At 67.6% G+C, this 23,882-nt stretch carries 22 protein-coding genes and 1 pseudogene; 9 read left to right on the forward strand and 14 right to left on the reverse strand.

Annotated elements, in window-relative coordinates; translation table 11 throughout:
- Positions 1–234: 234 nt before the first annotated feature.
- The 5 genes from ACFVM3_RS20360 to ACFVM3_RS20380 all read right to left on the reverse strand — a co-directional run bounded on the left by ACFVM3_RS20360 (position 235) and on the right by ACFVM3_RS20380 (position 4,053).
- Positions 235–930, reverse strand: coding sequence for a winged helix-turn-helix transcriptional regulator (locus ACFVM3_RS20360; RefSeq protein WP_378440695.1), 696 nt, complete (start codon positions 928–930; stop codon positions 235–237).
- Positions 930–1,145, reverse strand: coding sequence for a hypothetical protein (locus tag ACFVM3_RS20365; protein ID WP_378440697.1), 216 nt, complete (start codon positions 1,143–1,145; stop codon positions 930–932). Before ACFVM3_RS20365 ends, ACFVM3_RS20360 begins: the two co-directional genes overlap by 1 nt.
- 800 nt (positions 1,146–1,945) lie before the next feature.
- Positions 1,946–2,509 carry a TetR/AcrR family transcriptional regulator gene (locus ACFVM3_RS20370; RefSeq protein WP_378440698.1) on the reverse strand — a complete coding sequence of 188 codons (564 nt, stop codon included), beginning with the start codon at positions 2,507–2,509 and terminating at the stop codon, positions 1,946–1,948.
- 10 nt (positions 2,510–2,519) lie between these two features.
- On the reverse strand, positions 2,520–3,878 hold the full coding sequence (locus tag ACFVM3_RS20375; RefSeq protein ID WP_378440700.1) for an amidase: 1,359 nt from the start codon (positions 3,876–3,878) through the stop codon (positions 2,520–2,522).
- Complete coding sequence (locus ACFVM3_RS20380) at positions 3,865–4,053, reverse strand: hypothetical protein (protein WP_378440702.1); 189 nt, start codon at positions 4,051–4,053, stop codon at positions 3,865–3,867. The genes ACFVM3_RS20375 and ACFVM3_RS20380 overlap by 14 nt, the downstream gene beginning before the upstream one ends.
- Positions 4,054–4,142: 89 nt before the next feature.
- On the opposite strand from ACFVM3_RS20380, the gene ACFVM3_RS20385 reads away from it, so the two are divergent.
- A complete protein-coding gene (locus tag ACFVM3_RS20385; RefSeq protein ID WP_378440704.1) occupies positions 4,143–5,027 on the forward strand; it encodes an MBL fold metallo-hydrolase in 885 nt (294 codons plus the stop codon).
- Positions 5,028–5,385: 358 nt separating this feature from the next.
- Here the strand turns inward: ACFVM3_RS20385 and ACFVM3_RS20390 are convergent, their stop codons facing one another.
- From ACFVM3_RS20390 to ACFVM3_RS20400, 3 genes are all read right to left on the reverse strand, one after another.
- Positions 5,386–5,634, reverse strand: coding sequence for a transposase (locus ACFVM3_RS20390; protein ID WP_378440706.1), 249 nt, complete (start codon positions 5,632–5,634; stop codon positions 5,386–5,388).
- Between the two features lie 67 nt (positions 5,635–5,701).
- Entirely contained in the window at positions 5,702–8,155 is a 2,454-nt protein-coding gene (locus ACFVM3_RS20395; protein WP_378440708.1) for a rhomboid family intramembrane serine protease, read from the reverse strand.
- Positions 8,152–9,465, reverse strand: a complete 1,314-nt coding sequence (locus ACFVM3_RS20400) for an alpha/beta hydrolase-fold protein (protein ID WP_378440710.1) — start codon at positions 9,463–9,465, stop codon at positions 8,152–8,154. The genes ACFVM3_RS20395 and ACFVM3_RS20400 overlap by 4 nt, the downstream gene beginning before the upstream one ends.
- A gap of 233 nt (positions 9,466–9,698) precedes the next feature.
- On the opposite strand from ACFVM3_RS20400, the gene ACFVM3_RS20405 reads away from it, so the two are divergent.
- A complete protein-coding gene (locus ACFVM3_RS20405) occupies positions 9,699–10,826 on the forward strand; it encodes a sensor histidine kinase (RefSeq protein ID WP_378440712.1) in 1,128 nt (375 codons plus the stop codon).
- Here ACFVM3_RS20405 and ACFVM3_RS20410 read toward each other — a convergent pair.
- The 3 genes and pseudogenes from ACFVM3_RS20410 to ACFVM3_RS20420 form a co-directional block, all read right to left on the reverse strand.
- Positions 10,817–11,479: a response regulator gene (locus ACFVM3_RS20410; RefSeq protein WP_378440714.1), complete on the reverse strand. Its 663-nt coding sequence runs from the start codon at positions 11,477–11,479 to the stop codon at positions 10,817–10,819. The genes ACFVM3_RS20405 and ACFVM3_RS20410 overlap by 10 nt on opposite strands.
- 74 nt (positions 11,480–11,553) lie before the next feature.
- A pseudogene (locus tag ACFVM3_RS20415) lies at positions 11,554–12,257 on the reverse strand (hypothetical protein).
- A gap of 46 nt (positions 12,258–12,303) precedes the next feature.
- On the reverse strand, positions 12,304–13,587 hold the full coding sequence (locus tag ACFVM3_RS20420; protein WP_378440716.1) for a DUF418 domain-containing protein: 1,284 nt from the start codon (positions 13,585–13,587) through the stop codon (positions 12,304–12,306).
- A 181-nt stretch (positions 13,588–13,768) separates the two neighbouring features.
- Between ACFVM3_RS20420 and ACFVM3_RS20425 the strand changes: the two genes are divergently transcribed.
- The 5 genes from ACFVM3_RS20425 (at position 13,769) to ACFVM3_RS20445 (ending at position 17,730) form a co-directional block, all read left to right on the forward strand.
- Entirely contained in the window at positions 13,769–14,272 is a 504-nt protein-coding gene (locus tag ACFVM3_RS20425) for a hypothetical protein (RefSeq protein WP_378440718.1), read from the forward strand.
- 128 nt (positions 14,273–14,400) lie between these two features.
- A complete protein-coding gene (locus ACFVM3_RS20430; RefSeq protein ID WP_378440719.1) occupies positions 14,401–14,937 on the forward strand; it encodes a DUF2076 domain-containing protein in 537 nt (178 codons plus the stop codon).
- A gap of 204 nt (positions 14,938–15,141) precedes the next feature.
- On the forward strand, positions 15,142–15,819 hold the full coding sequence (locus tag ACFVM3_RS20435; protein ID WP_378440721.1) for a hypothetical protein: 678 nt from the start codon (positions 15,142–15,144) through the stop codon (positions 15,817–15,819).
- A 117-nt stretch (positions 15,820–15,936) separates the two neighbouring features.
- On the forward strand, positions 15,937–16,527 hold the full coding sequence (locus ACFVM3_RS20440; protein ID WP_378440723.1) for a TIGR00645 family protein: 591 nt from the start codon (positions 15,937–15,939) through the stop codon (positions 16,525–16,527).
- Positions 16,528–16,611: 84 nt separating this feature from the next.
- On the forward strand, positions 16,612–17,730 hold the full coding sequence (locus tag ACFVM3_RS20445; RefSeq protein ID WP_378440725.1) for a sensor histidine kinase: 1,119 nt from the start codon (positions 16,612–16,614) through the stop codon (positions 17,728–17,730).
- 482 nt (positions 17,731–18,212) lie between these two features.
- Here the strand turns inward: ACFVM3_RS20445 and ACFVM3_RS20450 are convergent, their stop codons facing one another.
- Complete coding sequence (locus ACFVM3_RS20450) at positions 18,213–19,967, reverse strand: ABC transporter ATP-binding protein (protein WP_378440727.1); 1,755 nt, start codon at positions 19,965–19,967, stop codon at positions 18,213–18,215.
- Positions 19,968–20,225: 258 nt separating this feature from the next.
- Between ACFVM3_RS20450 and ACFVM3_RS20455 the strand changes: the two genes are divergently transcribed.
- Positions 20,226–21,491 (forward strand): cation:proton antiporter, encoded by a 1,266-nt coding sequence (locus tag ACFVM3_RS20455; protein ID WP_378440729.1) that lies wholly within the window; start codon positions 20,226–20,228, stop codon positions 21,489–21,491.
- A 346-nt stretch (positions 21,492–21,837) separates the two neighbouring features.
- Here the strand turns inward: ACFVM3_RS20455 and ACFVM3_RS20460 are convergent, their stop codons facing one another.
- Entirely contained in the window at positions 21,838–22,191 is a 354-nt protein-coding gene (locus ACFVM3_RS20460; protein WP_378440731.1) for a hypothetical protein, read from the reverse strand.
- Positions 22,125–22,364 carry a PadR family transcriptional regulator gene (locus ACFVM3_RS20465; protein WP_378440733.1) on the reverse strand — a complete coding sequence of 80 codons (240 nt, stop codon included), beginning with the start codon at positions 22,362–22,364 and terminating at the stop codon, positions 22,125–22,127. Before ACFVM3_RS20465 ends, ACFVM3_RS20460 begins: the two co-directional genes overlap by 67 nt.
- A gap of 134 nt (positions 22,365–22,498) precedes the next feature.
- Between ACFVM3_RS20465 and ACFVM3_RS20470 the strand changes: the two genes are divergently transcribed.
- Positions 22,499–23,320, forward strand: a complete 822-nt coding sequence (locus ACFVM3_RS20470; protein WP_378440735.1) for an SGNH/GDSL hydrolase family protein — start codon at positions 22,499–22,501, stop codon at positions 23,318–23,320.
- The last annotated feature ends 562 nt before the right edge of the window (positions 23,321–23,882 follow it).

Consider the following 23,882-nt stretch of genomic DNA (forward strand, 5'->3'; position numbering starts at 1 on the left):
TGTTCGCCGTCGTTCCCTCCATGCTGGTAGCGGCGCTCTTGGTCACTCAGGGGCTATGGCTGCTCGGACTCGCCCCGGTGGGTTTCGCCGCGTTCATCCTGCTGTTCGATTCCTGGGCGAATCGGCCGGACCCGCCCGCGCCGCCGCGACGCACTGCGCCTCAGCCGCGACCCCGCAACCGGCAAGTCTTACGGGTACCTCCGACCCACGCGGGACATCCGCGAGGAAACCCTCCTATGAGGACAGTATGGGCGCGTCCGCATCGGTAGCGTTTCTGCTACCGGAGAAGCGGTTCGTACCGAGCCAGGTGATCGCCTCACGCACGGCACTCCGGGGTCCGGTGATCACGATCGCCTTGTCCCGCAGGGCTTCCAGCCAGTCCGTGTGACCGAGCCAGACCTGAGCCAGCGCGCCGAGCGTGCAGTCGATCCGCATCGCCTGCGGCAGCCGTGGGTCATGGATGGTCGGTGCTACGAGGTCCCGCGAGAGCACGAGCCACCACCAACGCGGCCCTGGCGACTCCGTGAACCGGAAATGGACCGACATCGCTTTGTCCGGAAGGGTGGACCGGTCGATTTCCCGGGAGATGTCGCGTAATAGCAGGGCAGGGTCGAGGTCGTTGTGCCGTGGCGGTGGCAACCAGCGCGCACCCCAGCTGCCGAGCGGTTCGACGACCGCCGCCAGTTCGCGACCGGCTTCGGTCAGCTCGACCCGCTGGGGTCGGTTCGGCGGGTGGAGGGCGACCACTCCCGCGGTCTCCAGGGTCCGGAGCCGTTTGCTCAGCAACCCGGTGGACATCCCAGGCACACCGGCGGCGACGTCCGAGAGCAGGGTGCTTCCGTGCAGCAGTTCACGGACGATCAGCAGTGTCCACGGTTCGCCGACCACCTCGGCCGCCAGCGCGATCGGGCAGTGCTGTTCATAGCGCATCAGAGCACCTGGACGAGGCGGGCTATCCGGTGCCGCGCCATCCGGTGGAGCATCTCACTGAGCGCTTCGGGGACGATCTGTCCCTGGAGGTCCCGGTGGGTGGCGCGGACGATGGCGCCGACCGCGACCGGGGACAACTTCGTCGAGAACTCGCTGGCCAGCCAGACGGTCACGTCTTCGACGACGTCCTTCGCGCTCGGGGTCTCTACGCTCATCGCACTCCTCATGTGCTCTCGGCTCCGGTCGATTCTTCCGGTTCTGCCTGGGAGTGAACCTGACGACTGCCTGACGATTCATCCAGTGCCCGCAGGAGCGCCGGAAGCCTGATCGGCAACAGAATTCGCCGACCATGAAGACTTCCGAGAGCTATGGGGCGGTCAGCGTCACTCGTCACTGAGCCTGAGGTGGCGGACTCGTCTGGCTACCCGTGTCGGACATGCGTGAGGCGCGCAGGCTCGACAGGGAGCCAGGGGGCGACAAGTGCGCTACAAAGAGTGACTTCAGTTGAGCACTCACATACGTTGGGTGACATGCGTGCCGTGTGAACCACCGATCGGCGGAACTATCGGCGTGTCGCCGTTCACCGTGTCGGGTGGACCGCTTGTCGCTCGGGTCGGACTACCGGTAGGGGTCGTGTCATGACAACCGTGTAAGCCATGGGTGGACCAAGATCGGGTCGTCGAACGCGACCCAGAAAGGCTCCATCCGTGACCGAGGACACACCTGGCCAGGACGCGGGCGTCGCCGCCGGCGAAGCGCTCGCCCGTGCGTTGCCGCCGGACATGCTCGACGCGTTGGTGAAAGACGCGTATGCGAATGGCGGGGCGCTGGGTGCGCAAGAATTGCTGAATCAGAAGACCAAGGCGGTGCTCGAACGGGCACTGGACGCCGCCCGCCGACACGGCAGAACGAGAACTCGTCGAATCACAATGCTTGATCAGGTGGTCCGGCTTGCGTGGGGCAGCCGGTTCGGCAGGGTTGCCCGCGGTCGGGGACGGCGGCAGATCATCTCCGCTCAGTGGTCACCGTCGAAGAGTGTCGCCACCAGTTTCCGGGCGTACTCGGGGCCGAGTTCGCCCGGCCGGAACAGGATGCGGTACATCATCGGCGCGACCGCGCGGTCGAGCACCGTCTCCACGTCCGGCGCCTGTTCGCCCCGTTCGGCGGCCCTTGCGAGGATCACTTCGATTTGCTCGGCCGCGTATGCCGAGCACTGGCCGGCGTTGGTGCCGTCCGGGTCACCGAGCAGGGCGTCGCGGATGTAGGCGCGCCCCGGCGGCGAGGACATTTCGTCGAGGAACTGTTCCGCCCAAGCCTCCAAGTCCGCGGCGAGCGTGCCTCGGTCCTCAGGCGGTGCCTCCGGCCTCAGCCGGGCGACGGCGACGTCGGACAACAGTTCGCGGAGATCGCCCCACCGGCGGTAGATCGTCGAGGGCGTGACCCCTGCCCTGGCGGCGATTTGAGGCACGGACAACGCGTCGCGCCCTGCCTCGGCCTCGAGATCACGCACGGCCGCGTGGACCGATTCCTGGACCCTGGCGCTGCGACCTCCGGGACGCACCATCGACCTGCGGCTCATGCTGTCCAGCTTAAGCCGTCAAGCACGTGCTCAGGTCTTCCGCGAACTGGGCCGACCGTTCGTAGGCCCGGCCGGCGCGCAGCAGCACGTCCTCCGCGTACGGACGGCCCATGAGCTGAAGCCCGATGGGCAGCCCGGCGCTGTCGCGGCCGGCAGGCACCGTCAGCGAGGGCAGTCCGGTGATGTTGGCGGGAGCCGACAGCCGTACGTAGGCGTCGGCCACGGTTTCCGTGTCGCCGTCCGGCCACGTCACGCTTTGTTGCCCGAGAGGTACCGCGGTCGACGGCACGGCCGGTGCGGCGATCATGTCGACGGACTCCATCAGGCGCAGCCATTCCCGCCGCATCAGGGTTTGCGCCCGCTGGGCACGCAGGTAGTCCCCAGCGGACACGAGTTCTCCCGCTTCGAGAAGAATCCGTACGTCGGATCCGTACAACTCCGGCGTCGTGCGCAGCGTCCGTTCGTGGTAAGCGGTGGCCTCCGGGACCATCAGTCCCCACTGCGTCGCCTGGATGTAGCGCGCCATCGGGATCTCGACCTCGACCAGCCGGGCTCCGAGTGACTCCAGCAGGGTTATCGCCGTGCGCACGGTGGACTCCACCTCGGGGTCGACGCGTTCGAAATAGTGGTTGCGCGGCACACCGATGCGCAGACCGGCAATATCGGTGTCCACTGTGTACGGTTCGCGGCCCGTCAGTGCGGACAACACGAGCCCCGCGTCCGTCACCGTGCGGGTGAGCGGGCCGACGTGGTCCAGCGACCACGACAGCGAGACCACGCCGTCGCGCGGCACCAGGCCGTACGTCGGTTTGAGCCCGACCACGCCGTTCAGCGCCGCGGGCGTCCGAATCGAGCCGCCCGTGTCGGTGCCCAGCGCGAACGTCGCCGTGCCCGACGCCACCGCGACGGCCGATCCGCCGCTGGACCCGCCCGCGATGCGGCCGGGATCCCAGGCGTTGACGGTCTGCGGCGTGACGAGGCCGTAGGCGAACTCGTGGGTGTGGGTCTTGCCGACGACCACCGCGCCCGCCGCCGCGAGCCGCGCCGCGACCGCACTGTCGGCGGTGGCCTGGTGTCCGGCTCGCACGCGCGAACTACCCGTGGTCGGCAGCCCCGCGACGTCGATGAGATCTTTCAGCGCCACCGGAATTCCGTGCAGGGGGCCGTGCAGGATTCCGGCGGCGATCTCCTGTTCGGCGCGGCGCGCCGACTCGCGTGCGGAGTCCGCGGTCACGGTGACGTAGGCACCGAGGCGAGGGTCGACCCGCGCCAGGCGTTCCAGCACCGAATCGACGAGTTCGACCGGCGACAGCTCCAGTCTCCGTATCGCGTGCGCGGCGGCGTCGAGTGTCAGCTCATACGGCTCCATCGTGGTCTTCCCTTCGGTATGGCGCGATGTCGTCGAAGTCCAGCTCGCGCAGGACCGTGATGACGGAGTGGATGTGGTTGGCGGTGGCGGCCACGTCGGCGTGCCGGTCAGCGGGCAGGGGGAGCCCCGCGCGGGCGGCCAAGCTCGCCGCTTCGGACGGGCCAAGTTCGGACATGTCAGCTCCAAAAGCCAAAGATTTGCTTTAAGCGACAGTAGGGCATACAGTCGACTAAAGCAAATATGTTGCTTTTAGATGGAGGAGAGATGGGCGGACCTTGCTGGACCGTGGGGGACTTCACCGTGCGGCGCGTGGACGAGGTGGTGCTGCCGCCGGCGACCGGCCCCTGGCTGCTGCCCGCCGCGACACCCGAGGTCGTCGCCGGGCACGGGTGGCTGCGTCCCGATTTCGCCGACGACGCCGGGACGCTGCGCCTGGCCACCCACAGCTTCGCGATCTCGGCGGGTGGGCTGAAGATCCTGGTGGATACCGGGATCGGGAACGGGAAGCGCCGAGCCAACCCCGCTTGGCACGACCTGCGGACCGGCTATCTCGACGACCTCACGGCGGCGGGGTTTTCGCCGGAGTCGGTCGATTTGGTGGTGCTGACCCATCTGCACGCCGACCACGTGGGCTGGAACACGCGGCTGGAGGCGGTTGACTGGGTGCCGACCTTCCCCAACGCCCGGTACCTCACCTCCCGCGTGGAACGGGAATTCTGGGCGGGCTACGACATGGACGAGCCCCGACGGCAGATGTTCCGGGACTCCGTGCATCCCGTCGAGGACGCGGGGCTGCTGGACCTGATCGACGTGCCCGCCGACGGGGTGGACGTGGCCCCCGGCGTGCGGCTCGTGCCGACGCCCGGTCATACGCCTGGGCACGTTGCCGTCCGGCTCGCCAGCGGTGGCGAGACCGCTTTGATCACCGGCGACAGCCTCCACCACCCGGTCCAGATCCCCCGGCCGGACATCGGCAGTTGTGTGGACATCGATCCCGCCCGCGCCGAGGCCACCCGGCGCTCACTGCTCGCTTCGCTCGCCGACACCGGCACCCTGGTGCTCGGCACCCATTTCCCGCCGCCGACAGCAGGTCAGGTCGTCTCGACAGAGACCGCTCTCGCCTGGAACGCACGAGCGGATGCCTCCTGAGCGACGATGAACGCCGTAGCGGCAACCTGACGTGATCGAGTCCGGTGGTGCACCATCTTGTCCGCCATGTCACCGTGAACAGAATTGTTGATGCTGTGCCACAAACAGCAAAGGAATTTCGCGACCTGACCAAGATCGGTCTTGACCTCCGAGAATCGTGTGTGGCGAAATGCGGGTGAGGAGGTCGGCATGACGCGCTATCTCGTTCGACGGCCGACGGACCCGCCCTTGCCGGGGCTGGATTCGTTCGCGGACGGTGCCTTGGCGCGGCGCTGGTTCCTGTCGCCGAGGTCGTACGCGGTCGCTCGCTTCGAGCGGCTGCGCGCCGGGTTCTCCCTCAACTACGCTCGAACCGTGTTTACTCCGAGCTCGTCCAGACCGGTTTGAGTGCCTTGGCGATCGGATCCCAATGCCGGCGCCCGGCATAGCGGAAACTGTTGCGCAGCAAGTGCACCATGCAGATCTGAGTAATCGTGGCTGGCCAGACGGTGGTGATCGCGTCGGACAGGCCGGTCAGGCCGTCGCAGACGACCATGAGCACGTCGGCCACGCCGCGGTTCTGGTGGCGGTCATCTCGTCGAGCGGGTTCGGTGGACCACACCCACATCTCTGGAGGGTTCTGAGTGGTTCGATGCGCCGGCCGCCGAGCGGGCCCGCGGGCGATGCCGGGCCGTTCAGCGGCGGATGAGGACCTTGCCGATCAGCTGGAACGCTTGCTTGAACGTGATCCTCGGCAGATACGCTTTGGCGATGGCGTTGCCGACGCTCGGTAACGCCGCCACCCGCGGGTAGGCCATGTACAGCGGGAGGTACGTGGGCTGGAACTTGGCCTTGAAGGCCAGGAGCGACCGGAATCCGTAGACGGGTTCCAGCGTCTTGCCGACGACGTCGAGCAGTCGTTGCGGCGGCGCGGTTTGCTCGTCCCGGTCGAGCCGCGCGAGTGGTGCGCCGGACAGGCTGAGGTACTCGGAGCCTTCGTCGCGGCAGCGGACGACCATGGACGCGATCAGGAATTCCATCACGCCGGGGAACGCGTCCGGACCGCGGCGCATGAAGTCCAGTGTCCAGGCCACGATCCGGCCTTCGTCGCGGACCGGGAGCCAGCTCGTGACGCCGTGGACGTGCTGCTTGTCGTCGACCGCGACGAGACAACGGACGTCGGGGTCGGCGAGTTCGTCAAGGCCGCCGAGGGTGAACCTCATTTCCGGTAGACCCTTGTCGGCCAGCCAGTCCCGGGACAATGTCTTGATCTGGCCGGACATCCACGGTGGAGCGTCCACATAGGACAGCCACTCTGCGATGACACCGGACTTCTGCGCCTTGTTCATCGCCGTGCGGATGTCCTGCCACTTTTTTCCCTTGAATTCCAGGCCTTTCAGTGGGACGAGGGTCTCTTCGGCGACCTGAACCGAATTCCACGACGGCAGGTCTTGCCGGAGTTCGTCGGTGATGCCGTAGAAACACGGTGTCCACCCGTTGCGCGCGCAGAATCGGGAGAACTCCTGTGCGGCGGCACCTCTGGCGGCGGGTGCGCCGACCGGCTCGCCTGTGGTGAGCGCGACGGAGGAGATGACGCGGTAGGCGATGACGGCGTGGCCGTCCGGAGCGAACCAGTAGTCGTTGCCCGGCCAGGTGATCATATGGGACATCGAAGTGCCGCCGTGGGACTCGAGCAGTTCGCGGGCGCGGGCGCGGTCGGACGCACGTCGTTCGACGATGGCCTTCCTGAACGTGATCAACCCACCGGTGAGCACGACGAGCCAGAAGATCACGCCGATCCACTGGTGCAGCATCGTCGCGAGCCAGCCGTTGGGCAGCACCGCCGTTTCGATGGCGCCGAGGTAACCGGGTGGGGCGAACCGGGTCGGGAGGTCCGTGACGATTCCGCCGATCGTCGCCGCCGGTTCGAACTGGTCGCGTAGCAGATAGGCGCCCCAGACGTAGACGACCGAACAGATCAGCAGCGCCTTGGACGCGAGACCGGCGAACCTGCGGTAAGTGCCCCGCGGCGCCGACACGTCGAACTTCGCCCTGGTCACCACCAGCAAGACGAGAATGGCGGCCGGCTGCACCAGCGGGGCGAGCGTCTGCACCCAGTCCGATGTGGACCGAGGCAACGGCTCGTCCGTATAGGACGTGAACAACACGGCGCCGAGCCCCGCGAGTGCGAGGTTCAAGGCGATCGTGGCCCACCAGGCGAACTTCCGGCCCCTGCGCAGCCCTTCGGCCAGCACCAGCAGCAGAACGACCGGGACGACCGACATGAGGGCGGACCCGAGCCCGTTCATCCGGACTTCGGCGCGCAGCCTGCGGCACTCCGCCAGCGCGCTGGGATCGGCACAAGTGGAATCCACGAAGGCGAGATCCGGTTGCGATCCGACCAAGAGGTACTGGAACACCGAGAGGGGGCCGCTCGCGGTCTGGGACACCGCGGCGACCAGCGGGCCGACCGCCGACGCCGCGACGGCCAAGGCCACCAGTAGCCGGGCCTCGCCCCTGGACGGCGGTGACGGCTCCTCCGCGCTCTTACGTTCTGTCAGCATGCCGAGTGTAAGCCCGATCAAGGCCGCGAAGACCTGTGACAGCTGAATCAAGGAACCGACGTATAACGCGAGCATGATCACGGCCAGCAGGACGATCAGGCGCAGGCGCCTCCGCCAGACGGCGGACAACGCGGACGTCGCGGCGACGGCGACCCCGACGGCACCGGCGGACGGGCCGACCTCGACCGCCGACAGCAGATCGGCGGACCACCATTCGTCGGCGCCAGAGCCGATCACGAGCACCGCGGTCGCCGTCGTTCCCAACACCTGGGTGATCAGGAAGACCGACATGGTCCGCACGGTCGACAGATGCCGTTCGGCGAATCCGCACAGGACCGCGACGAGAATGGTGTTCCCGACGTACTGGGCGAGTCCGCCGGACCAGAACGTCGAGGTGAACGGCGTCCACCACTGACCTCGCAGCCATTGGCCGAAGCCGAAGCCGACCTTGTCCAGCACGGCGCCGGAGGGCCCGGACCACAGGCTTCCGGAGGCGACCCCGAGCAGCCAGAGCAACGCGACCATGGTGGTGGTGAAGGGCATGCCCAGCGGAATCCGGGCGACTTTGCCGAACCATGCCTTCACCGCTTGACCAATCCCATCCGGCCGGCCAGCCAAGCTAGTGAATCGCTCAGCCCGGCGGACCATGCTTGCCAGTTGTGCGCACCCGGCGTTTCACGCCAGGTCACGTTGATGCCGTTGCGCTGAGCGGCTTCGAAGACGCGCTTCTGCTGCGGCAGGAACACCGAGTCGGACCTGCCGACGCTGAAGACGCCCGCGGATCCGGGGTAGCTGTGTGTGGTGAGGAGGTCGACCGGGTTGAACCGGCGGAACGCTTGCTCGTCCCCGCCGAAAATCTCGTTGATGGTTCTGGCCCGCGAGCCGAGGGTCGGTTCGTCTTGGCCGGAGATGTCCACGAAGGTGGGAAACACCGCCGGCTTGCGCAAGGCCAGCTGGAGCGCGCACGTTCCGCCATAGGAATAGCCCGATACGGCCCATTTCGAATTGTCTGGGTCGATCTGAAGGGTCTTCTTGATCCAGCCGGGGACATCCGCGGTCAAGTAGGTCGCGCTGTGGCCGAGCCGCGAATCGACGCAGAGCGGGTTCGCGAAGGCGCTGCCGGTGGCGTCCGGCATCACGACGACCGGCGCGAGTCCTTTGTGCGCCGCGGCGAACCGGTCCATCATCGTCGCGATCTGACCGCCGTTGATCCAGTCGCGCGGTCCGCCGGGCTGTCCGTGGAGCAGTACGAGCACTGGCAGCAAGGGGCGAGGCGAGGTCCGGTAGGCGGGCGGCAGGTAGAGATACGCGTCACGGTTCGCCGGAAAGCGGGATGCCGTGGCGGGGATGGGCACTTGGGTCACCACCCCGTTCTTCGGCATCGTGGACGGGGGGTGCCAGCCGTCGAGCAGGGGCTGTCCCGGTGACCGCGGAACGGGCCGCCCAGGCGCCGAGTGCAGGCTCGTGAACGGGATCTCGTTGGCTGGTGGCAGTGCGAAGGCCGCTCGCAGACTGGGGAACTGTCCGTAGTGCGCGTTGATGTTCGCTCCGGCGGCCAGTACTACCACGAGGCAGGCGAGAACGCTGAGACCGCGCCGGGACCATCGGCTTCGCCATTGCCACACGATCGCCAGTCCGAATCCGAACAGCGCGACGCCGATCCACGCGACGACGCCACGCGGCACCGGGTCGGGAAAGGGCTTCCACAGTACGTCGACGACCAGCCAGAGCAGGAACACGATCACAACGCACGTGGCCGCGACGATCGGCACCGTCCGCGACCACCACCGGCGATCCCGCCGGAGCAGCAACACGGCACCGGCGACCAGACCGGCCACGGTGACGATGGCCGGTACGGCCCCGCGCACCAGGTCCCAGTCCAGCACAGCGTTCATTCCGGTGAATACTCCCGTTCGATCGTTCGTCGGTGGTTGCGTGCCCTCCTCGTCGACGGTAAGCGCGGCATGTCCGGTCCACCATGGACAGAGGAGGAAACCGGACCCACAACCGGATGGTGGGCCGGAGAGTCCCGCCGACCGGCGGGGGGTGAACCAGCCACTTGCCGGGTGGACCGCGAGCGCGCCGGATGAAATTTCGCCTTGTGGCGCCGAAAGCCCATAATGATCCGGTGGATGAACGATCAGGCACCGAGGTGACGCCCCGGCGGCGCGTCCCTTCGTGGGCGGTGGACGTGGCCTTGATCGGCCTGGCGATACTGGACGCGTGGCTCGGTCTTGAGCAGGCAGACCTGAGTGCCAAGGTGGCCGCCGGTGTCGCGATCCTCGCCTTGCTGATCCGGCGGAGGCATCCGTACGCCGGTTTCGTGCTGACTTTGCCGATGCTGGCGTTCTCGTTTTCGGTCATCGCGGTTCTGATCGCGTTGTACAGCGTCGCGGTCGAGACACGTGACCGGCGCGTGATCACAGTGTGCGTGGCGGTCGTGATCCTCGGCTACGCCGTGCCCTGGCAGGGCCAGATCGACGTGGAATCGGGGCGGTCGGTCCTGGTCGACGCGCTCTACGCGCTGCTGATGGGCGCCGCGCCCGCCGTCCTCGGGCAGCTGGTGCAGGCGCGAAGGGATCTGACGTCACGGCTCAAGGAAATCGCCGAGGCGCGCGATCACGAGCGGCTGCTGATCGAGCAGACGATCCTGGCCAAGGAACGGGCTCAGCTGGCCCGTGAGATGCACGACGTCGTTTCGCATCAGGTCAGTCTCATCGCGGTGCAGGCCGGGGTACTGCAGGTCACCCCGGCAGGGGAGGACACGAAGGACGTCGCGTCCTCCATTCGACGGCTCAGTGTCGACACCCTCGACGAGCTTCGCCATATGGTGACGCTGCTGCGGGCATCCGGTGGCGCGGAAACGGATCTCGCCCCGCAACCGACGCTCGCCGTGTTGCCGGCGCTGGTCGCCAACAGCGGCATCCAGACGACGGTCGAAGGCGAACTGCCGTCCGATGTGGACGCCGCCACGCAGCGGGCGATCTATCGCACGGTCCAGGAAGCGCTGACCAACGTGCGTAAACACGCGCCAGGGGCCACGGCGGCCGTGCAGCTGTGGCACCACGAGAACGGCATGGGGGTCACGATCACCAACGGCCCGCCGACTCGGCCGACATTGTCCCTGCCGAGCGCTCAACACGGTTTGATCGGCCTACGAGAGCGAGCCGAGCTTCTGGACGGGACCCTGGAAGCCGGGCCGACACCCGGCGGCGGGTACCGGGTGCAGCTCCGTCTTCCGTCGGCTCAAGGCTGAGTTCGGTCCTGGTCCCGCAGCAGCCCCGCACGCTGCGCGAGCAGCGCCGCCTGGACCCGGCTGTTCACCTTGAGCTTGGTCAAGATCGCGCTGACGTGATCCTTGATCGTGCCCACGCTGAGATGCACCCTGGCGCCGATGTCCGCATTGGACAGACCCTCGGCGATCAGCACCAGGACATCGCGCTCCCGGTCGGTCAGTCGCGCCACATCGTCGACGGCGTTCGCATCGGCGCCCGAACCGAGGAAACCGTCCACAACGGACCGGGTGACCTTCGGGGAAAGCACCACCCCGCCGCTCGCGAGGGTCCGCACCAGCTGTGCGAGGTGCTCCGGCTCGGTGTCCTTCAGCAGGAACCCCGCGGCGCCCGAGCGGAGCGCGGTCGCGATGTACTCGTCCGAGTCGAACGTGGTCAGCATGGCCACGACGGGCGGATTGGGCAGCGCGCGCAGCTGCCGCAGGATGGTCAGGCCGTCGACGTCCGGCATCCGGATGTCGAGCAGCACGACGTCCGGTTTGTGCACTCCGATCTCGCGCACCGCCTGCGCACCGGTCGCGGTGGCCACCACGTCGATGTCGCCGGCGGCCCGCAGGATCAGCTGGAATCCGGAACGGACCAGCGCCTCGTCGTCCACCACCACTACCCGGATCACATTCCGCTCCTACCCACGCCGCCGGACCACCGGGAAGAGAATAAGCGCCATCGCCACGCTCCCGCACATCGTGTTCAGAAGTCCCACCCATCGTCGAAACCGACGTCGTCGGGAGCGAACACGTCCTGACCGCCCGTTTCGAAACCGTCCTGCCAGGTCTGCGCCGCGGCGACACCCGCCATTCCCACGAACAGCGAACCGAACAGGACGGCCGCTCCCGCGCCCCACGCGCCACCGATCAGCGCCTGCTTCCACCACGGCCGGTTGTACCAGCCCTCCGGCACCGGCGTCCCGCGACCTGACCGCCGGGGTAGTAGTGCGGCGTGTCGTTTCCGGGCCTCGGCGACGCTTCGTACGTCTCGCCCTCGATCGCGACCTTGCGATGCTCCGTGACCGCGCCCGCCCGCGCCCGCTCGGCGTCCGCCGGGAGCGCGGGACCCGGATCCAAAGCCATCGCGACCCGTGCCGCGCGGATGTAGTACAGGCCTTCCATCGCGGTCTCCTTGGCCAAACCCGCCTGTTCGACGGTCCGGGCCAGGTCCAGCTGCGAACCCGCGGCGGTGTACCGCTCCGACGCGTCCGCCAGGGCCTGCCTCGCCGCGGCATTGGTGCCGGTCAGATGCAAAACCTGACCGGCGAGCCGCTCCACCCAGCGACGTGCCTCGGACAGCGCGTCGTCCAGCTGCCGTTTTCTGGTCACGGCCTGGAAGCGGGTGAAGAGCAGGCCTGCCCCGAAAGTGAGGGCGGCCAGCACGACCAGAACAATCGCGAAACTCACGAAGAACACTCCAAAGTAGTGACGGGATGCGGGTGGCCCTGGTGCCTCACCGGACGGATTTCGCGGCCTTGGTGGCGAAGTGGAGCAGGTACTCCAGCGGTCCGCGGCGGAAGAAGCGCGACCAGAGCCAGGCGAAGACGGTGGCCCCGACGATGAACCAGAGCAGCACCATGGCGGAGTCGTTCCCGGCGCCCTGGCCCTTTCCGAGGGCTCCGATCAGCCCGCCCACCAGGAAGTGCCCGACGTAGAGGGTCAACGACATGGTGCCCACGGCGATGACCGGCGCCGACAGCCGGCGCAGCCACGACAGCCTGCTCAGCAGCGCCGTCGCGCCCACCACCACGACGATCGCGATGCCCACACTGCCGACCAGATCGAAGGTGGAGGAGCTGTGCGGCCTGGCCAGCAACAGGCCCCACCCCGAGTCGTCCATCCCCTTCGGCCCGCCTTCGGCCATGGCCTTCACGCCCTCACCCATGGATTTGACGGTCGCCGAGCCCGCCTTCTCGGCGCCCCGGCCCCACGGCTGCTGCGCGGCTTCCCGAAGCCCGTCGATGAACCTGGTCAGCAGCCAAGGCACTCCATAGCCGAAGGCGATGAGCGCGGCGCCGATCGAGGCCAGCTTCCGCCGCACCGCGCTGGAGTCGATGTCCGCCCGGCCCAGCGCCATCCCGGCGACCACGAAGGTCATCCAGGTGATGGTCGGGTAAAGCCCGCTGAGCAGAAGGTCCAGCACGCCGACCTCACTGAGCCGCTTGAGCGGGTCATACGCGTTGACGGTCTCCATGACCGGCCCGCTCACCAGAGCCGTCAGGCCGAACTTCGCCAGCGGAGTGACGACCGCGAGCACGGCCGCGATGATCGCGAGGGTCTTGGCCCGCAGCCGTAGAAGAGGCAGCGCCAGAAGGAAGTACACCCCGTAGTAAGCGAGGATGACGACGGTTCCGGCGTCGGTCATCGCCAAAAGGGTCCCCATCACGAACAGGATCACGGCGCGGATCCCGATCCGCGCCCGGGCCTGCCGTGCCGCCACACCGGTCTTCGGCTCCAGCCGTCCGGCGATCAACATCAGGGAGAACCCCGCGAGGGTGGCGAAAAGCGCCGACGCCCGGCCTTCCGCCAAGCCCAGCAGCCATCCGCCGAAGCCGCCTACCGCGGTCGGCGCCGGTCCGAGGTGCACGGCGTACATGCCGAATACGGCGAGGGCGCGGGCCAGGTCCACCCCGATCAGCCGCGCCGTCGACGGTCCGGCCTCCACCGGCGGGGCAGGTTCGGCGAGTTCGGACTGCGGGGGAGGTGACGATCCTGGGGAGGATTCGGTCTGGGACATACTCAAAACGTCGCAGTGCAGGAGTGCGCCGACCATCCGGCAGGTGTCGATTGTGGACCGCCGGTCGGATTGAGGTTCCCGCCGATCGGATGGCCGGAATCGCCGCCAGTCCGATGAAACCGGCTCAGGGATTCACATACCGTCGCCAGGAGTCAATGTTCCGGACACCGGGAGAGAATTCATGCGACGTACAGCAGTCGCCGTGGCCGTGGCAACCTGCCTCGTCGTGACGGGTTGTGGAGGCCAGGCGAGTAAATCGTCCTCCGCGAGCGCGACCAGCACAGCGAAAAGCGCGGCCCCGCAAGTGATGAAGTTCGGCGAGGAGCGGACGGGCAAACGCGGCGTCATCACCGTCGGCAAACCTGCCGGCTACGACCTGCCCGCCGATCCGCAACGGCCGAAAGAACTGACGCGTGGCGCGAAGTTCACCGTCACGGTTCGCAACACGGCCAAAAAGGCATTGGAGGCTTCGGCCTTCACCTTCGCCGCGACCACGAACGGTGCCGCGGCGGTGAGCGTCACCGACGCGGCCAAGGGCATCGGGGACAAGCTGCCCGCCGATGTCCTTCCGAATACGGATCGCACCTTCGGGCTCGTCGTGGCGCTACCGGCCAACGCGGCCGAGGTCACGGTCAAGATCGCTTACCAGGGCGTCAATCCGCTCTACTGGACCGGCACCGCCTGACCCGTGCCGTCGAGCTACCGGCCGACCGGTTGGTCGCGGGCAGCCACCTGGCGGGGGTTTCCGGCCGGGTCACCGATGCCGGCTGCTCCCGGCTTCGCGCAGGATTGGAGCAGAGGAAGGGAGATCCCATGGAACACGAAGACCGGCAGCTCATTTTCGGCCTCGCGGAAAGACTTCGTCAGGCCCAGCCGGTGTACAAGGACCCGGAGGTCGCCGACCTGATCGCCAGGCAGATCGCCGGTCAGCCGGACGCGATGTACCTCTTGGTGGGCGCAGTCCTGATGCAGGAGGACGCCTTGCGTAACGCGAAGACACGCATCGCCGAATTGGAGCGTTCCGCGCCTTACCAGGATCCGTACGTGAATCACCGGGATCCGTATGCGGCGCAGAGGGACCCGTACGGCCAGGCTCCGGCGCAGTCCGGCGGCGGGTTCCTCTCGGGCATGTTCGGCAGGGAACGCGACGCCGGGGAAGCCCAGCAGGGCCGCCCGGGAGGAGGGTTCCTCAAGACCGCGGCCGCGGCCGCGGCGGGGGTCGCCGGTGGCGGGCTGCTGCTCGGCGGGCTCACCGGAGCCTTCGGCGGAAACGAGGCCTCCGCGGGTGAGCAACAGCACCACGGCGGACAGGACGGCGGGACGGACCACGGCGCCGACGATCAGTGGTGACCCGCGAAGAACCACCGATGGCCGCTGTCGTCGTCCCCGCGTAGCAGCGGTCGTCGGTACCACCGGCGGCGGCTCAATCCCCGAGCTCCCGTGAGCCGCCGCCGGGCCCCTTATGACGGCCACCGCAGGTCGTCGAACACGCACAGGCGACCGGGGCACTCGAATCCCCTTGGATCTTCGGTGGTGCAAGAACGGAGTGTTCTCGTGAATATCCTGATCGTTCTGATCGTGTTATCCGGTGTCGCCTTCTTGTGCGGCCTCCTCTACATGCGGTTCCAGGACATCGCCCGGAAGCGTGAGCTGGATGACGCCCTGTCCGAAGCGAGGCGCTGGGTGGAACGCCTGGCAGGCCAGGTCTCGCATCTGCTGGGCACCAACGCGCCCGCGAAGCAGGCGGTGGTCGACGCTTCCGAGCGATTCACCGGTGCCTGCTCCCGGCTGGATCTGGCGAAGACCGTCGATGAAGCGGGACTGGCCAAAGAGACCGCGCTGGAAGGGCTTCACTACATTCGCGCTGCACGGATGGCGATGAGCCTCAACCCGGGACCGGCGTTGCCGGACGAAGCCGAGCGGACGCGGGCCGGCGCCGTTTCCGAGCACCGGCGAGTCGAGGTCGGCGGCGTGAGCTGTGAAACGTCGCCGCGGCCCGGCCCCGGCCGGCTTCACTACCATCCCGGCGGCGAGGTAGCCGGTCGCCCGGTGCCCCGGGGCTGGTACAGCCGGCCGTGGTGGAGGTCCGCTTCGGACACTGGCGTGTGGGACGCGGAGGCCGAGGTGTTGTTCGGCGCACTGTTCGCGGGGATGGCGGATGTACCGACGTGGGCGAACGGCCCCGATCCGGCCCGGCGAGAAGGGATTCCGGCGGGTGGCTCGGCTGACTGACCGCGGACGCGCGCGCTCACCGTCGAAAGCGGGAGGTGTCACGTTCCACCCCTGCGTGCCGCCTTCGATCTCACGTCGAACGCGGGTGCCCATTCAGTCACTACGGAACGAAAGTCCATGAACACCGAAAAGAATCTTCCCACCACCGCGCCCAGACTCGGGGCGTTCATCTTCCTGAGCCGCTGGTTGCAGGCACCGCTCTATCTCGGCCTCATCGTGGCGCAAGGCGCCTACGTCTGGCAGTTCATGCTCGAACTATGGCATCTGATCACCAAAATCGGTTCCCTGAACGAATCCGAGATCATGCTCATCGTGCTCGGCCTGGTCGACGTCGTGATGATCGCCAACCTGCTCATCATGGTCATCATCGGCGGATACGAGACGTTCGTGTCCCGCATCCGCCTGCACGATCATCCGGACCAGCCCGAGTGGCTGTCGCACGTCAACGCCAACGTGCTCAAGGTGAAACTGGCCATGGCCATCATCGGCATCTCGTCGATCCACCTCCTGAGAACCTTCATCCAGGCACAGTCGCTGTACACGACCACACCGCACGCCGGCCAGATCATCCTGTGGCAGACGGTGATCCACCTCGCCTTCATCGTCTCGGCGGTGGCCCTCGCCTGGATAGACAAGGCCGGGCGACCGGACAAAGCGAAACAGACGGTGAACGGCCGTTCCGGCTTCGTGCCCGACGCGGTGCGATGAGCCTTCGCGTCCGATTGAGTCCACAAAGGAGTGTGACATGATCCGGGTGATCGTCGTCGGTCTGCTCGGGGGCGAGGAGTGGCCATGACCGAGCGGTTGCGCGCCACGATCGTCGAGGCCGCGGTGATCGTGGTCGCCGTGGTCGAGGGGGCGTTGACAGCGATCGGTGAGGAGCCATCCGAAAGTCTCGTCCTGTGCCTGATCGCCGTGCTCGCGGTTCTGGTGCGCGAGCGCTGGCCGCTCGTGTCCTTCGTCGCGACCTTGCCGGCGGTCGTGTTCCCCGGCGCGATGGTCGCGGCGCTGGTCGCGCTGTACACCGTCGCCGCCCGATACCGGAGCTGGTGGCTGCTCACGGGTTGCTGGCTGGTCACCGCCGGTACCGTCGCATTTCCGCTGCTCGATGTCGCGCCGCAGTTCTGGCACACCGAGATGCTGCTCGGTGTCATCTACTTCACCATGACGGCGGGAGCGCCGATCCTGCTCGGCCGGTTCCTGCACAGCCGGCGCGAGCTGGCCTTGCGGCTGAACGAAGTCAAAGAGGCCAGGGAGCACGAACGACGGCTGGACGCCCAGGCCGTCCTGGCCAACGAACGCAACCAGCTGGCTCGCGAGATGCATGACGTCGTCTCGCATCAGGTGAGCCTCATCGCGGTGCAGGCCGGCGCGATGAAGGTCAGCACCACGGACCCGGCCGCGAGGGCGGGGGCGGAGAACGTCCGGCAACTGTCGGTGAACACGCTCGACGAGCTGCGGCACATGGTGAACCTGCTGCGGGCCTCCGGCACGCCGGCGACCGAGCTCACGCCTCAGCCCACGCTGACCGACCTCCAGCGGCTCATCGCAGGCAGCGCGATCGACGCCCGGCTCGTCGGGGACGCCCCTGAGGACCTCGAACCGCCGGTGCAGCGGGCCATCTATCGCACCATTCAGGAGGCGCTGACCAACGTGCGTAAGCATGCGCCGGGCGCAGGCGTCACCATCGACCTCAGCCGTGAGGACACGGATCTGACCGTCACCGTCACGAACACCCGGCCCACCAGGCCGACACTCGCCCTGCCCAGCGCTCGCCACGGACTCGTCGGGCTGCAGGAACGGGCCGCGCTGCTGGGCGGAAGGCTGCACGCCGGATCGATGCCCGACGGTGGCTTCCGGCTCAGGCTGTGGCTCCCGCTCGCGGCGCACGGAGGACACGGCCCCAAGTGAGCTCCGTCAAGCGGATTCCTGGGTAGGGCATCGGAGTTGAGCCCGTCATCCCGCCTCTTGCGGCGGCGCGGTCTTGGTGACGTAGAACATCCGGGCGATCAAGAATGCCTACGAGACCCTGCCGTGGATGAACAAGCAGAAGGCCATCGGTTCGAAGAAACCACGGTCTGTTGGTGGCCACACTGGGACGTCGACCGGGGAAGCAACAGCGCCAACGCGGTGGTCTCCTTCCTGGCGCCTCCGACACGAACGCGGGTTCGGTCGATGTGCTCGCGGTGCCGAACTGAATCAAGGATCGCGGCTCGTACGGCGACGTGACGGTCGGTGAGGTCCAGTTCGGCCTCGAAATCACGTCGTCCAGCGGTGGTCATGAACTTCGCGGGGAACAGATGTTCCGTCTCCTCGTCCTGATCGGTAGCCGACGGAATCGGCGGCGTGCCTTGCCTCTCGGAGCGCGTGATCGGCGCGCTCCGAGAGGCGGCTCACTCGTCGCGTTCACCGGTGAGCAGCTGGGTGGCGGCGAAGTCGGCGTACAGCGGCTCGGCGACGAGTAGCTCGTCGTGCGTGCCGGTAGCCCGCACCACTCCGTTGTCCAGCACCACGATCCGGTCAGCTTGCGTGACCGTCGACAGCCGGTGGGCCACGACGACCACGGTCATCGTCTTCGCCGCCGTCGTGACCACGTCCCGGATCGCCATCTCGTTCGCGGCGTCCAGTTGCGAGGTGATCTCGTCGAGGAGGAGAACGCGAGGCCGCCGGATCAGTGCGCGGGCGAGCGCGACTCGTTGCCGCTCACCGCCGGACAGGAAGTTGCCGCGGTGTCCGACAGCGGTGTCCAGCCCGTCGGGCAGGCGGTCGACGAGCGTGTCCAGACGGGTCTGTGCCACCGCGTCGCGGATCTCTTCCTCGGGGGCGTCCGGCCTGCCGTAGACGAGGTTGTCGCGCAACGTCCCCGAAAGCAGAGGCGCGTCCTGCTCCACGTACCCGATGTCCGCACGGAGCCTCGCCAGGTCCCAATCGGCCAGGTCGCGGCCGTCCAGCAGGATCCGACCGGACTCCGGTTCGTGGAACCGCTCGACCAGCCCGAAAAGCGTGGATTTGCCCGCACCGGAAGGACCGACGAACGCCGTCATGCCCACCGCCGGGATGTCGACGTTCACACCACGCAGGACCTCCGGCCGGTCGGGGCCGTAGCGGAACCGCACGTCGTCGAAGACCAGTCCTGTTCCTCGCTCGCCGACAGCATCGGACCGGACTACTTCCGAGCCGGTCTGCTCGGTAGGCATCGTCTCGATCTCGGAGAGGCGGCGAATCGCGGCCAGCCCGATCTGGAGCCTGCTGCCCGCGTGCAGCAATTGCCCGATCGGCTCGTGCAGATAGAACAGGAACAGCAGGAAAGCCACCAAAGAGGACAGTGACATGGCGCCGGTCGCGACGCGTGCCCCGCCGACTCCGAGCACGGCGAGGAAGGAGGCCTGGACGGCGAGGGTGTTCGCACCGTGCACCAGCGACTCCCACCGCGCCGAACGGACACCGGCGCGCCACGCGTCCTCGGCGCCGTGTTCGATCGCGGCGATCTCCCTGGTTTCGGCGCCGGCGGCCTTGACGGTGCGGAAGGCACCGAGCACACGCTCCAGCCGCGCACCCGTCTCACCGACGGCGCTCTGTGCCGCGTGGGAGGCCTTTTCGATCTTGGGCATTCCGGCGGCGGCGAGCAGGCCGACGATCAGGAGCACCGCCAGGGTGATGCCCAGGAGGACGAGGTCCATCACGCCCATCATCACGACCATCACGACGGTCGTCACCGAGCCGGTGACCAGTGCGACGAACGCGTGAGTGCACACCTCGCGCAGCAACGTCGTGTCGCTGGTGAACCGGGACAGCAGGTCGCCGGGCTCGGCGCGTTGCACGGCGGGCACACGCAACGAGATCAGCCGCCGGGCCAGCCGTTTCCTGGCGACCAGCACCACCGATTCACCTGCCCGTTCGAGGAGGTAGTCGCCGACCACGGAGATCGCGGCGCCTGCCAGCGCGAGGCCGACCAGCAGCGCCAGCAGGCCGGTGATCCCGTCGCTGGAGCCCAGCCGGTCCATCAGGGCCTTCGCGGCGAGGGGCTGAGCCGCGGCGGCGAGACCGCCGAGCAGGACGAGGGCTCCGCCGAAGAGGACGGTGCGCCGCTGCGGCTTGACGTACCCTACGAGCATTCGCCAGGTCGAGCGGTCGATCGGGGTGCGCACGGTGAAACAACTCCGTTTTCTGGTCACTTGGCCGCGGGTCGGCTCTTCGATCTTGGGCCGCGCGTGGACCTCGCGACACCCGCGAGCCGGTCGGACCGTCCAGCCGGGTGGCGGGACCCAGCCCGCCGACCGGCGGGGTGAACGGGCTTCGGTGACCATTGTGGACGGCTGTGCGAGTCCACAATGGTCAGAGCAGGTGAGTAAACTTCCCTCCGGCATCGAACACGTCCGATACCCCGACTCACGAAGCACGGTCCTATGAATTCGCTCCTGCTCATGATCGCGGTCGCCATCGCGATCCGTTCGTTCTTGGCGTCACGGCTGGACCGGTGGAACCTCGGCGCACCGGTCGTCATGGTCGCCGCGGGCGTCGTGATCGGCCTCGTCAACGAGAGTTCCATCGCGATCGCGCTCAACACCGAGGCCATGCTGTACGTGGCGGAGATCGTCCTCGCAGTGCTGCTGTTCGTGGACGCCACCGAGGTACGCGGAGGGCGGTTGTGGGGCAGTTCACCGGGCTTGGTGGCCAGGGTGCTGCTCATCGCGATGCCTGTCAGCCTCGTGGCGGCGATGCTGCTCGGCTGGTGGCTGTTCCCCGGCCTGCCGTGGCCGGTGCTCCTGCTGCTCGCCGGAGTGGTCGTGCCGATCGACTTCGCCCCCGCCGAACGGGTCGTGCGCGACCGAGGCCTGCCCTCACGAGTGCGCAGTGTGCTCAACGTGGAAAGCGGCTACAACGACGGAATCATTTCTCCGTTGTTCCTTTTCGCGCTGATCCTGGCAGGTGATCGGACCCAGCAACGGACACCGCTGGACGCGCTGGGGACCGTGCTGCCCTTCGCACTCAAAGCCCTGATAGTCGGCGTCCTGTTCGGCGCGGGACTGGCGTTGCTGTTGACCGCGGCCCACCGCGCGCGCTGGCTCACCGAACAGTCGGGGCGCGTCGCTGTACTGCTGGTGCCGCTACTGACCTACACCGCCACCGTCGCGATGGACGGCAACGGTTTCGTCGCCTCCTTCGTCTGTGGTGTCACCTTCCGTTACGTTCACCGGTTGGCCAAGGCCAGGCAAATCCATCGTTCTCCGGCAGGGCGTGAACTTGTGCGCGCCGGTGCGTTGGACGAGGACTTCCGCCTGCTGGAAGACTTCACCTCGCTGTTGACCATGACTCTGTGGTTCGTCGTGGGCGTCAGCGCCGTGCTGGCGTTCTCCTCCGGACTCCCGTGGCAGGTCGCGCTGTTCTGCTTCGCGGCGATCACCGTGGTCCGCATCATCCCGGTCCATCTGTCCCTCGCCGGATCGACGCTGACCCACCGCGAACGTCTGCAGGTCGGGATACTCGGGCCGCGTGGCACCACGTCGGTCGTCTTCGGACTCCTCGCCTTCAACCGCCTCCCCGAGGGACCCGTCGCCGACACCATCCTGCTCATCACCGTCACCCTGGTCCTCGGCAGCGTGGTGCTGCACGGCATCGGCGCCGGCCCTACCGTGAAATGGCTGACACCCGCGAAGCCGGCTCGTCGCTGAACCTTCGCGACCGGGACTCTTGGGCGACCTCGCCCAAGAGTCTTTTCATGGCGAGGTCTGCAGGAGCGGAACTCGGGCGAGTATCTGCCCGTGCTGGTGATGCTCGGCTACGGCATCTCAGTCACGGTCAACACGGCTGCGTCACCTCACCGCACTCAGCGAACATCACGTCGGGACCGGGCCACCGCGTCGGGCGGCGAGAGCGCCACGCGTCACCTGGTGATCGCCGACGACAGCCGAAATTGCGACTGGCGCTGCGTGCCCTGCCCGAAACGTTGCCAGTCACCTACCGCCCTGCCCGTCGACGCTCAGCGCGAATTCGCCACCCTGCGCCGGTCGTACCGCGCTACCGGGTGTGATCCGAGGTAGGCGCCGGACGATCGTTCCGCGTCGCTCGGTCGCGCAGGAGCGCGGCGGCCCGCACAGACCAGTCGTGGTGTTCCTGCTCGAATCGCCGACCGCGCAAGCACGTCAGGTAGGGCCCGATCGGAGATCCGTCACGCAGGTAGGTCTCCTCGTCGAGATCCCCGCGCAGACGCCGCAGGATCTTGCCGAGGATCTCCACCTTGGCCGCGGCCGCGGCGGCTCGTTGATCCAGTTGCGACGGCTTGCTCACAGCGGCGGCGAAGCGCATCAGTTCGGCGAGGCCGGCGTCGGTGACCGTGAACAGCCGCTTGTTGGGACGGGTTCGCTGGACCACCTCTCTCGGCCGCTGGTCAACCCGTCGTTCTCGAGCTTGGACAGCTCCAGGTAGAGCTGTTGCGGTTGGGCGTACCAGAAGTTGGCGACGCCCACGTCGAACGCCTTGGTCAACCGGTAGCCGCTGTACTCGCCGGACAGCGACGCCGCGAGCACAGCATGCCGCAGACTCACCGGCGTATCTCCTCGTCGTCGACAGGGGGCCACGCCCATCATAGGCATGGTTATGATTAGTCAACAATATGACTAGGAGAGCGCATGGCAGCCACTGAACAGACCCGCACCGCGGCGCGAGTCCAGGCCGACCGATGAGGCCCCAGGAGAGCGATACCCAGGAACCCGTTCGGAACGGCAAGTACCTGCGCTACGTCGCCCTGGGTGACAGCCAGACGGAAGGCGTCGGTGACGGTGACGACATCGTGGGCCTTCGGGGATGGGCTGACCGGCTCGCCGAACACCTCGCCATCGACAATCCCGATCTCCAGTACGCCAACCTCGCCGTCCGTGGCCGCCGCGCGGGCGAAGTCCGGTCCGAGCAACTGGGACCCGCACTAGCGCTGCGTCCTGACCTGGCCACCGTTGTCGCCGGAGTCAACGATCTGCTCCGGCTTCGAGTCGAGACCTCCACGGTGGCCGGTCACCTGGAATCGATGTTCGCCGCGCTCACCGATTCCGGAGCCCGCGTGGCGACCGTGACCTTTCCCGACCTCACCAGGATCATCCCCCTCGCGCGACCGGTGCGTTCCCGCATTTTCGACATCAACGACCGGATCCGCGCCGCAGCCGCCCGGCACGGAGTCGCCGTCGCGGAGATCGCTTTGCACCCCTCCGTCGCCGACCGCCGGTTCTGGAGCGAGGATCGGTTGCACTGCAGCCCCCTGGGGCATCAACTGATCGCCGACGCGGTCGCGCACGCCCTGCAGGTGCCGGGCAGCGGCGATTCCTGGAACGAACCTCCACCGCCGTTGCCCATCCCACCGTCAACGCAATGGCGCGCAACCGCGGAATTGCGTTGGGCGGCCACCTTTCTTCGCCCTTGGCTCGGCAGGCGCCTGCGCGGCCAGTCCTCCGGAGACCAGCGCACGGCCAAACACCCCCGACTTCACCGCATCGGGAGACCTCAGGTTTGAGTGTTGCCGACAGCTCGACACACCTGCTCGTGTGATCGAGATCGGTTCGCGCGCACACTGCCGCGCAGGCGGCCGCGATCCGCGGGTCGAGAAGTCACTGGCCGAGCGGCGGTTCGACCGTACGCCGGTGTAGCGGCTGGTGCCGAGCCAGGAGATGGCTTGGGGCACTGCGGTCGGGGCCCGGTGACGATGATCGCTTCATCTCGCAAGGCGTGCGGCCATAGTGTGCACTCGATCCGCATACTCGGGGAAGCCTCGGATCATGAATCGTCGGCGCGGTTCTGGCCACAACCCACGAGCCAAAATCCGCTCGTGAGCCGCGGATCTCCGCAACCACCGTGATCGAGCGGCACCGCCGGAAAGCCCGGTGACCGCCTCGAACAACCCGAACGAAGCAACATTGCCCGCGGTTCGACGCGACTTCGCGCTGGTCGTACAGTGCGCCTGCACCGCCCTCGTGGTCCTCGGCGCCGCCTACCGACACGGACGAGACTTCGCCCTCCACTTCGGAGCGAACCACACCACCGCCGCCATCCGGCCACTCATCGTCGACGGCCTCCTC

Origin of the sequence: Amycolatopsis sp. NPDC057786 (genome assembly GCF_042797905.1) — a bacterium.
Taxonomy (GTDB): Bacteria; Actinomycetota; Actinomycetes; order Mycobacteriales; family Pseudonocardiaceae; genus Amycolatopsis.

What these genes read in the sequence shown, in the direction of transcription:
- ACFVM3_RS20360 (WP_378440695.1), bottom strand. Translation starts at nt 930, where the DNA reads ATGCGCTATGAACAGCACTGCCCGATCGCGCTGGCGGCCGAGGTGGTC.
- ACFVM3_RS20365 (WP_378440697.1), bottom strand. Translation starts at nt 1,145, where the DNA reads ATGAGCGTAGAGACCCCGAGCGCGAAGGACGTCGTCGAAGACGTGACC.
- ACFVM3_RS20370 (WP_378440698.1), bottom strand. Translation starts at nt 2,509, where the DNA reads ATGAGCCGCAGGTCGATGGTGCGTCCCGGAGGTCGCAGCGCCAGGGTC.
- ACFVM3_RS20375 (WP_378440700.1), bottom strand. Translation starts at nt 3,878, where the DNA reads ATGGAGCCGTATGAGCTGACACTCGACGCCGCCGCGCACGCGATACGG.
- ACFVM3_RS20380 (WP_378440702.1), bottom strand. Translation starts at nt 4,053, where the DNA reads ATGTCCGAACTTGGCCCGTCCGAAGCGGCGAGCTTGGCCGCCCGCGCG.
- ACFVM3_RS20385 (WP_378440704.1), top strand. Translation starts at nt 4,143, where the DNA reads ATGGGCGGACCTTGCTGGACCGTGGGGGACTTCACCGTGCGGCGCGTG.
- ACFVM3_RS20390 (WP_378440706.1), bottom strand. Translation starts at nt 5,634, where the DNA reads ATGTGGGTGTGGTCCACCGAACCCGCTCGACGAGATGACCGCCACCAG.
- ACFVM3_RS20400 (WP_378440710.1), bottom strand. Translation starts at nt 9,465, where the DNA reads ATGAACGCTGTGCTGGACTGGGACCTGGTGCGCGGGGCCGTACCGGCC.
- ACFVM3_RS20420 (WP_378440716.1), bottom strand. Translation starts at nt 13,587, where the DNA reads ATGTCCCAGACCGAATCCTCCCCAGGATCGTCACCTCCCCCGCAGTCC.
- ACFVM3_RS20425 (WP_378440718.1), top strand. Translation starts at nt 13,769, where the DNA reads ATGCGACGTACAGCAGTCGCCGTGGCCGTGGCAACCTGCCTCGTCGTG.
- ACFVM3_RS20430 (WP_378440719.1), top strand. Translation starts at nt 14,401, where the DNA reads ATGGAACACGAAGACCGGCAGCTCATTTTCGGCCTCGCGGAAAGACTT.
- ACFVM3_RS20440 (WP_378440723.1), top strand. Translation starts at nt 15,937, where the DNA reads ATGAACACCGAAAAGAATCTTCCCACCACCGCGCCCAGACTCGGGGCG.
- ACFVM3_RS20445 (WP_378440725.1), top strand. Translation starts at nt 16,612, where the DNA reads ATGACCGAGCGGTTGCGCGCCACGATCGTCGAGGCCGCGGTGATCGTG.
- ACFVM3_RS20455 (WP_378440729.1), top strand. Translation starts at nt 20,226, where the DNA reads ATGAATTCGCTCCTGCTCATGATCGCGGTCGCCATCGCGATCCGTTCG.
- ACFVM3_RS20470 (WP_378440735.1), top strand. Translation starts at nt 22,499, where the DNA reads ATGAGGCCCCAGGAGAGCGATACCCAGGAACCCGTTCGGAACGGCAAG.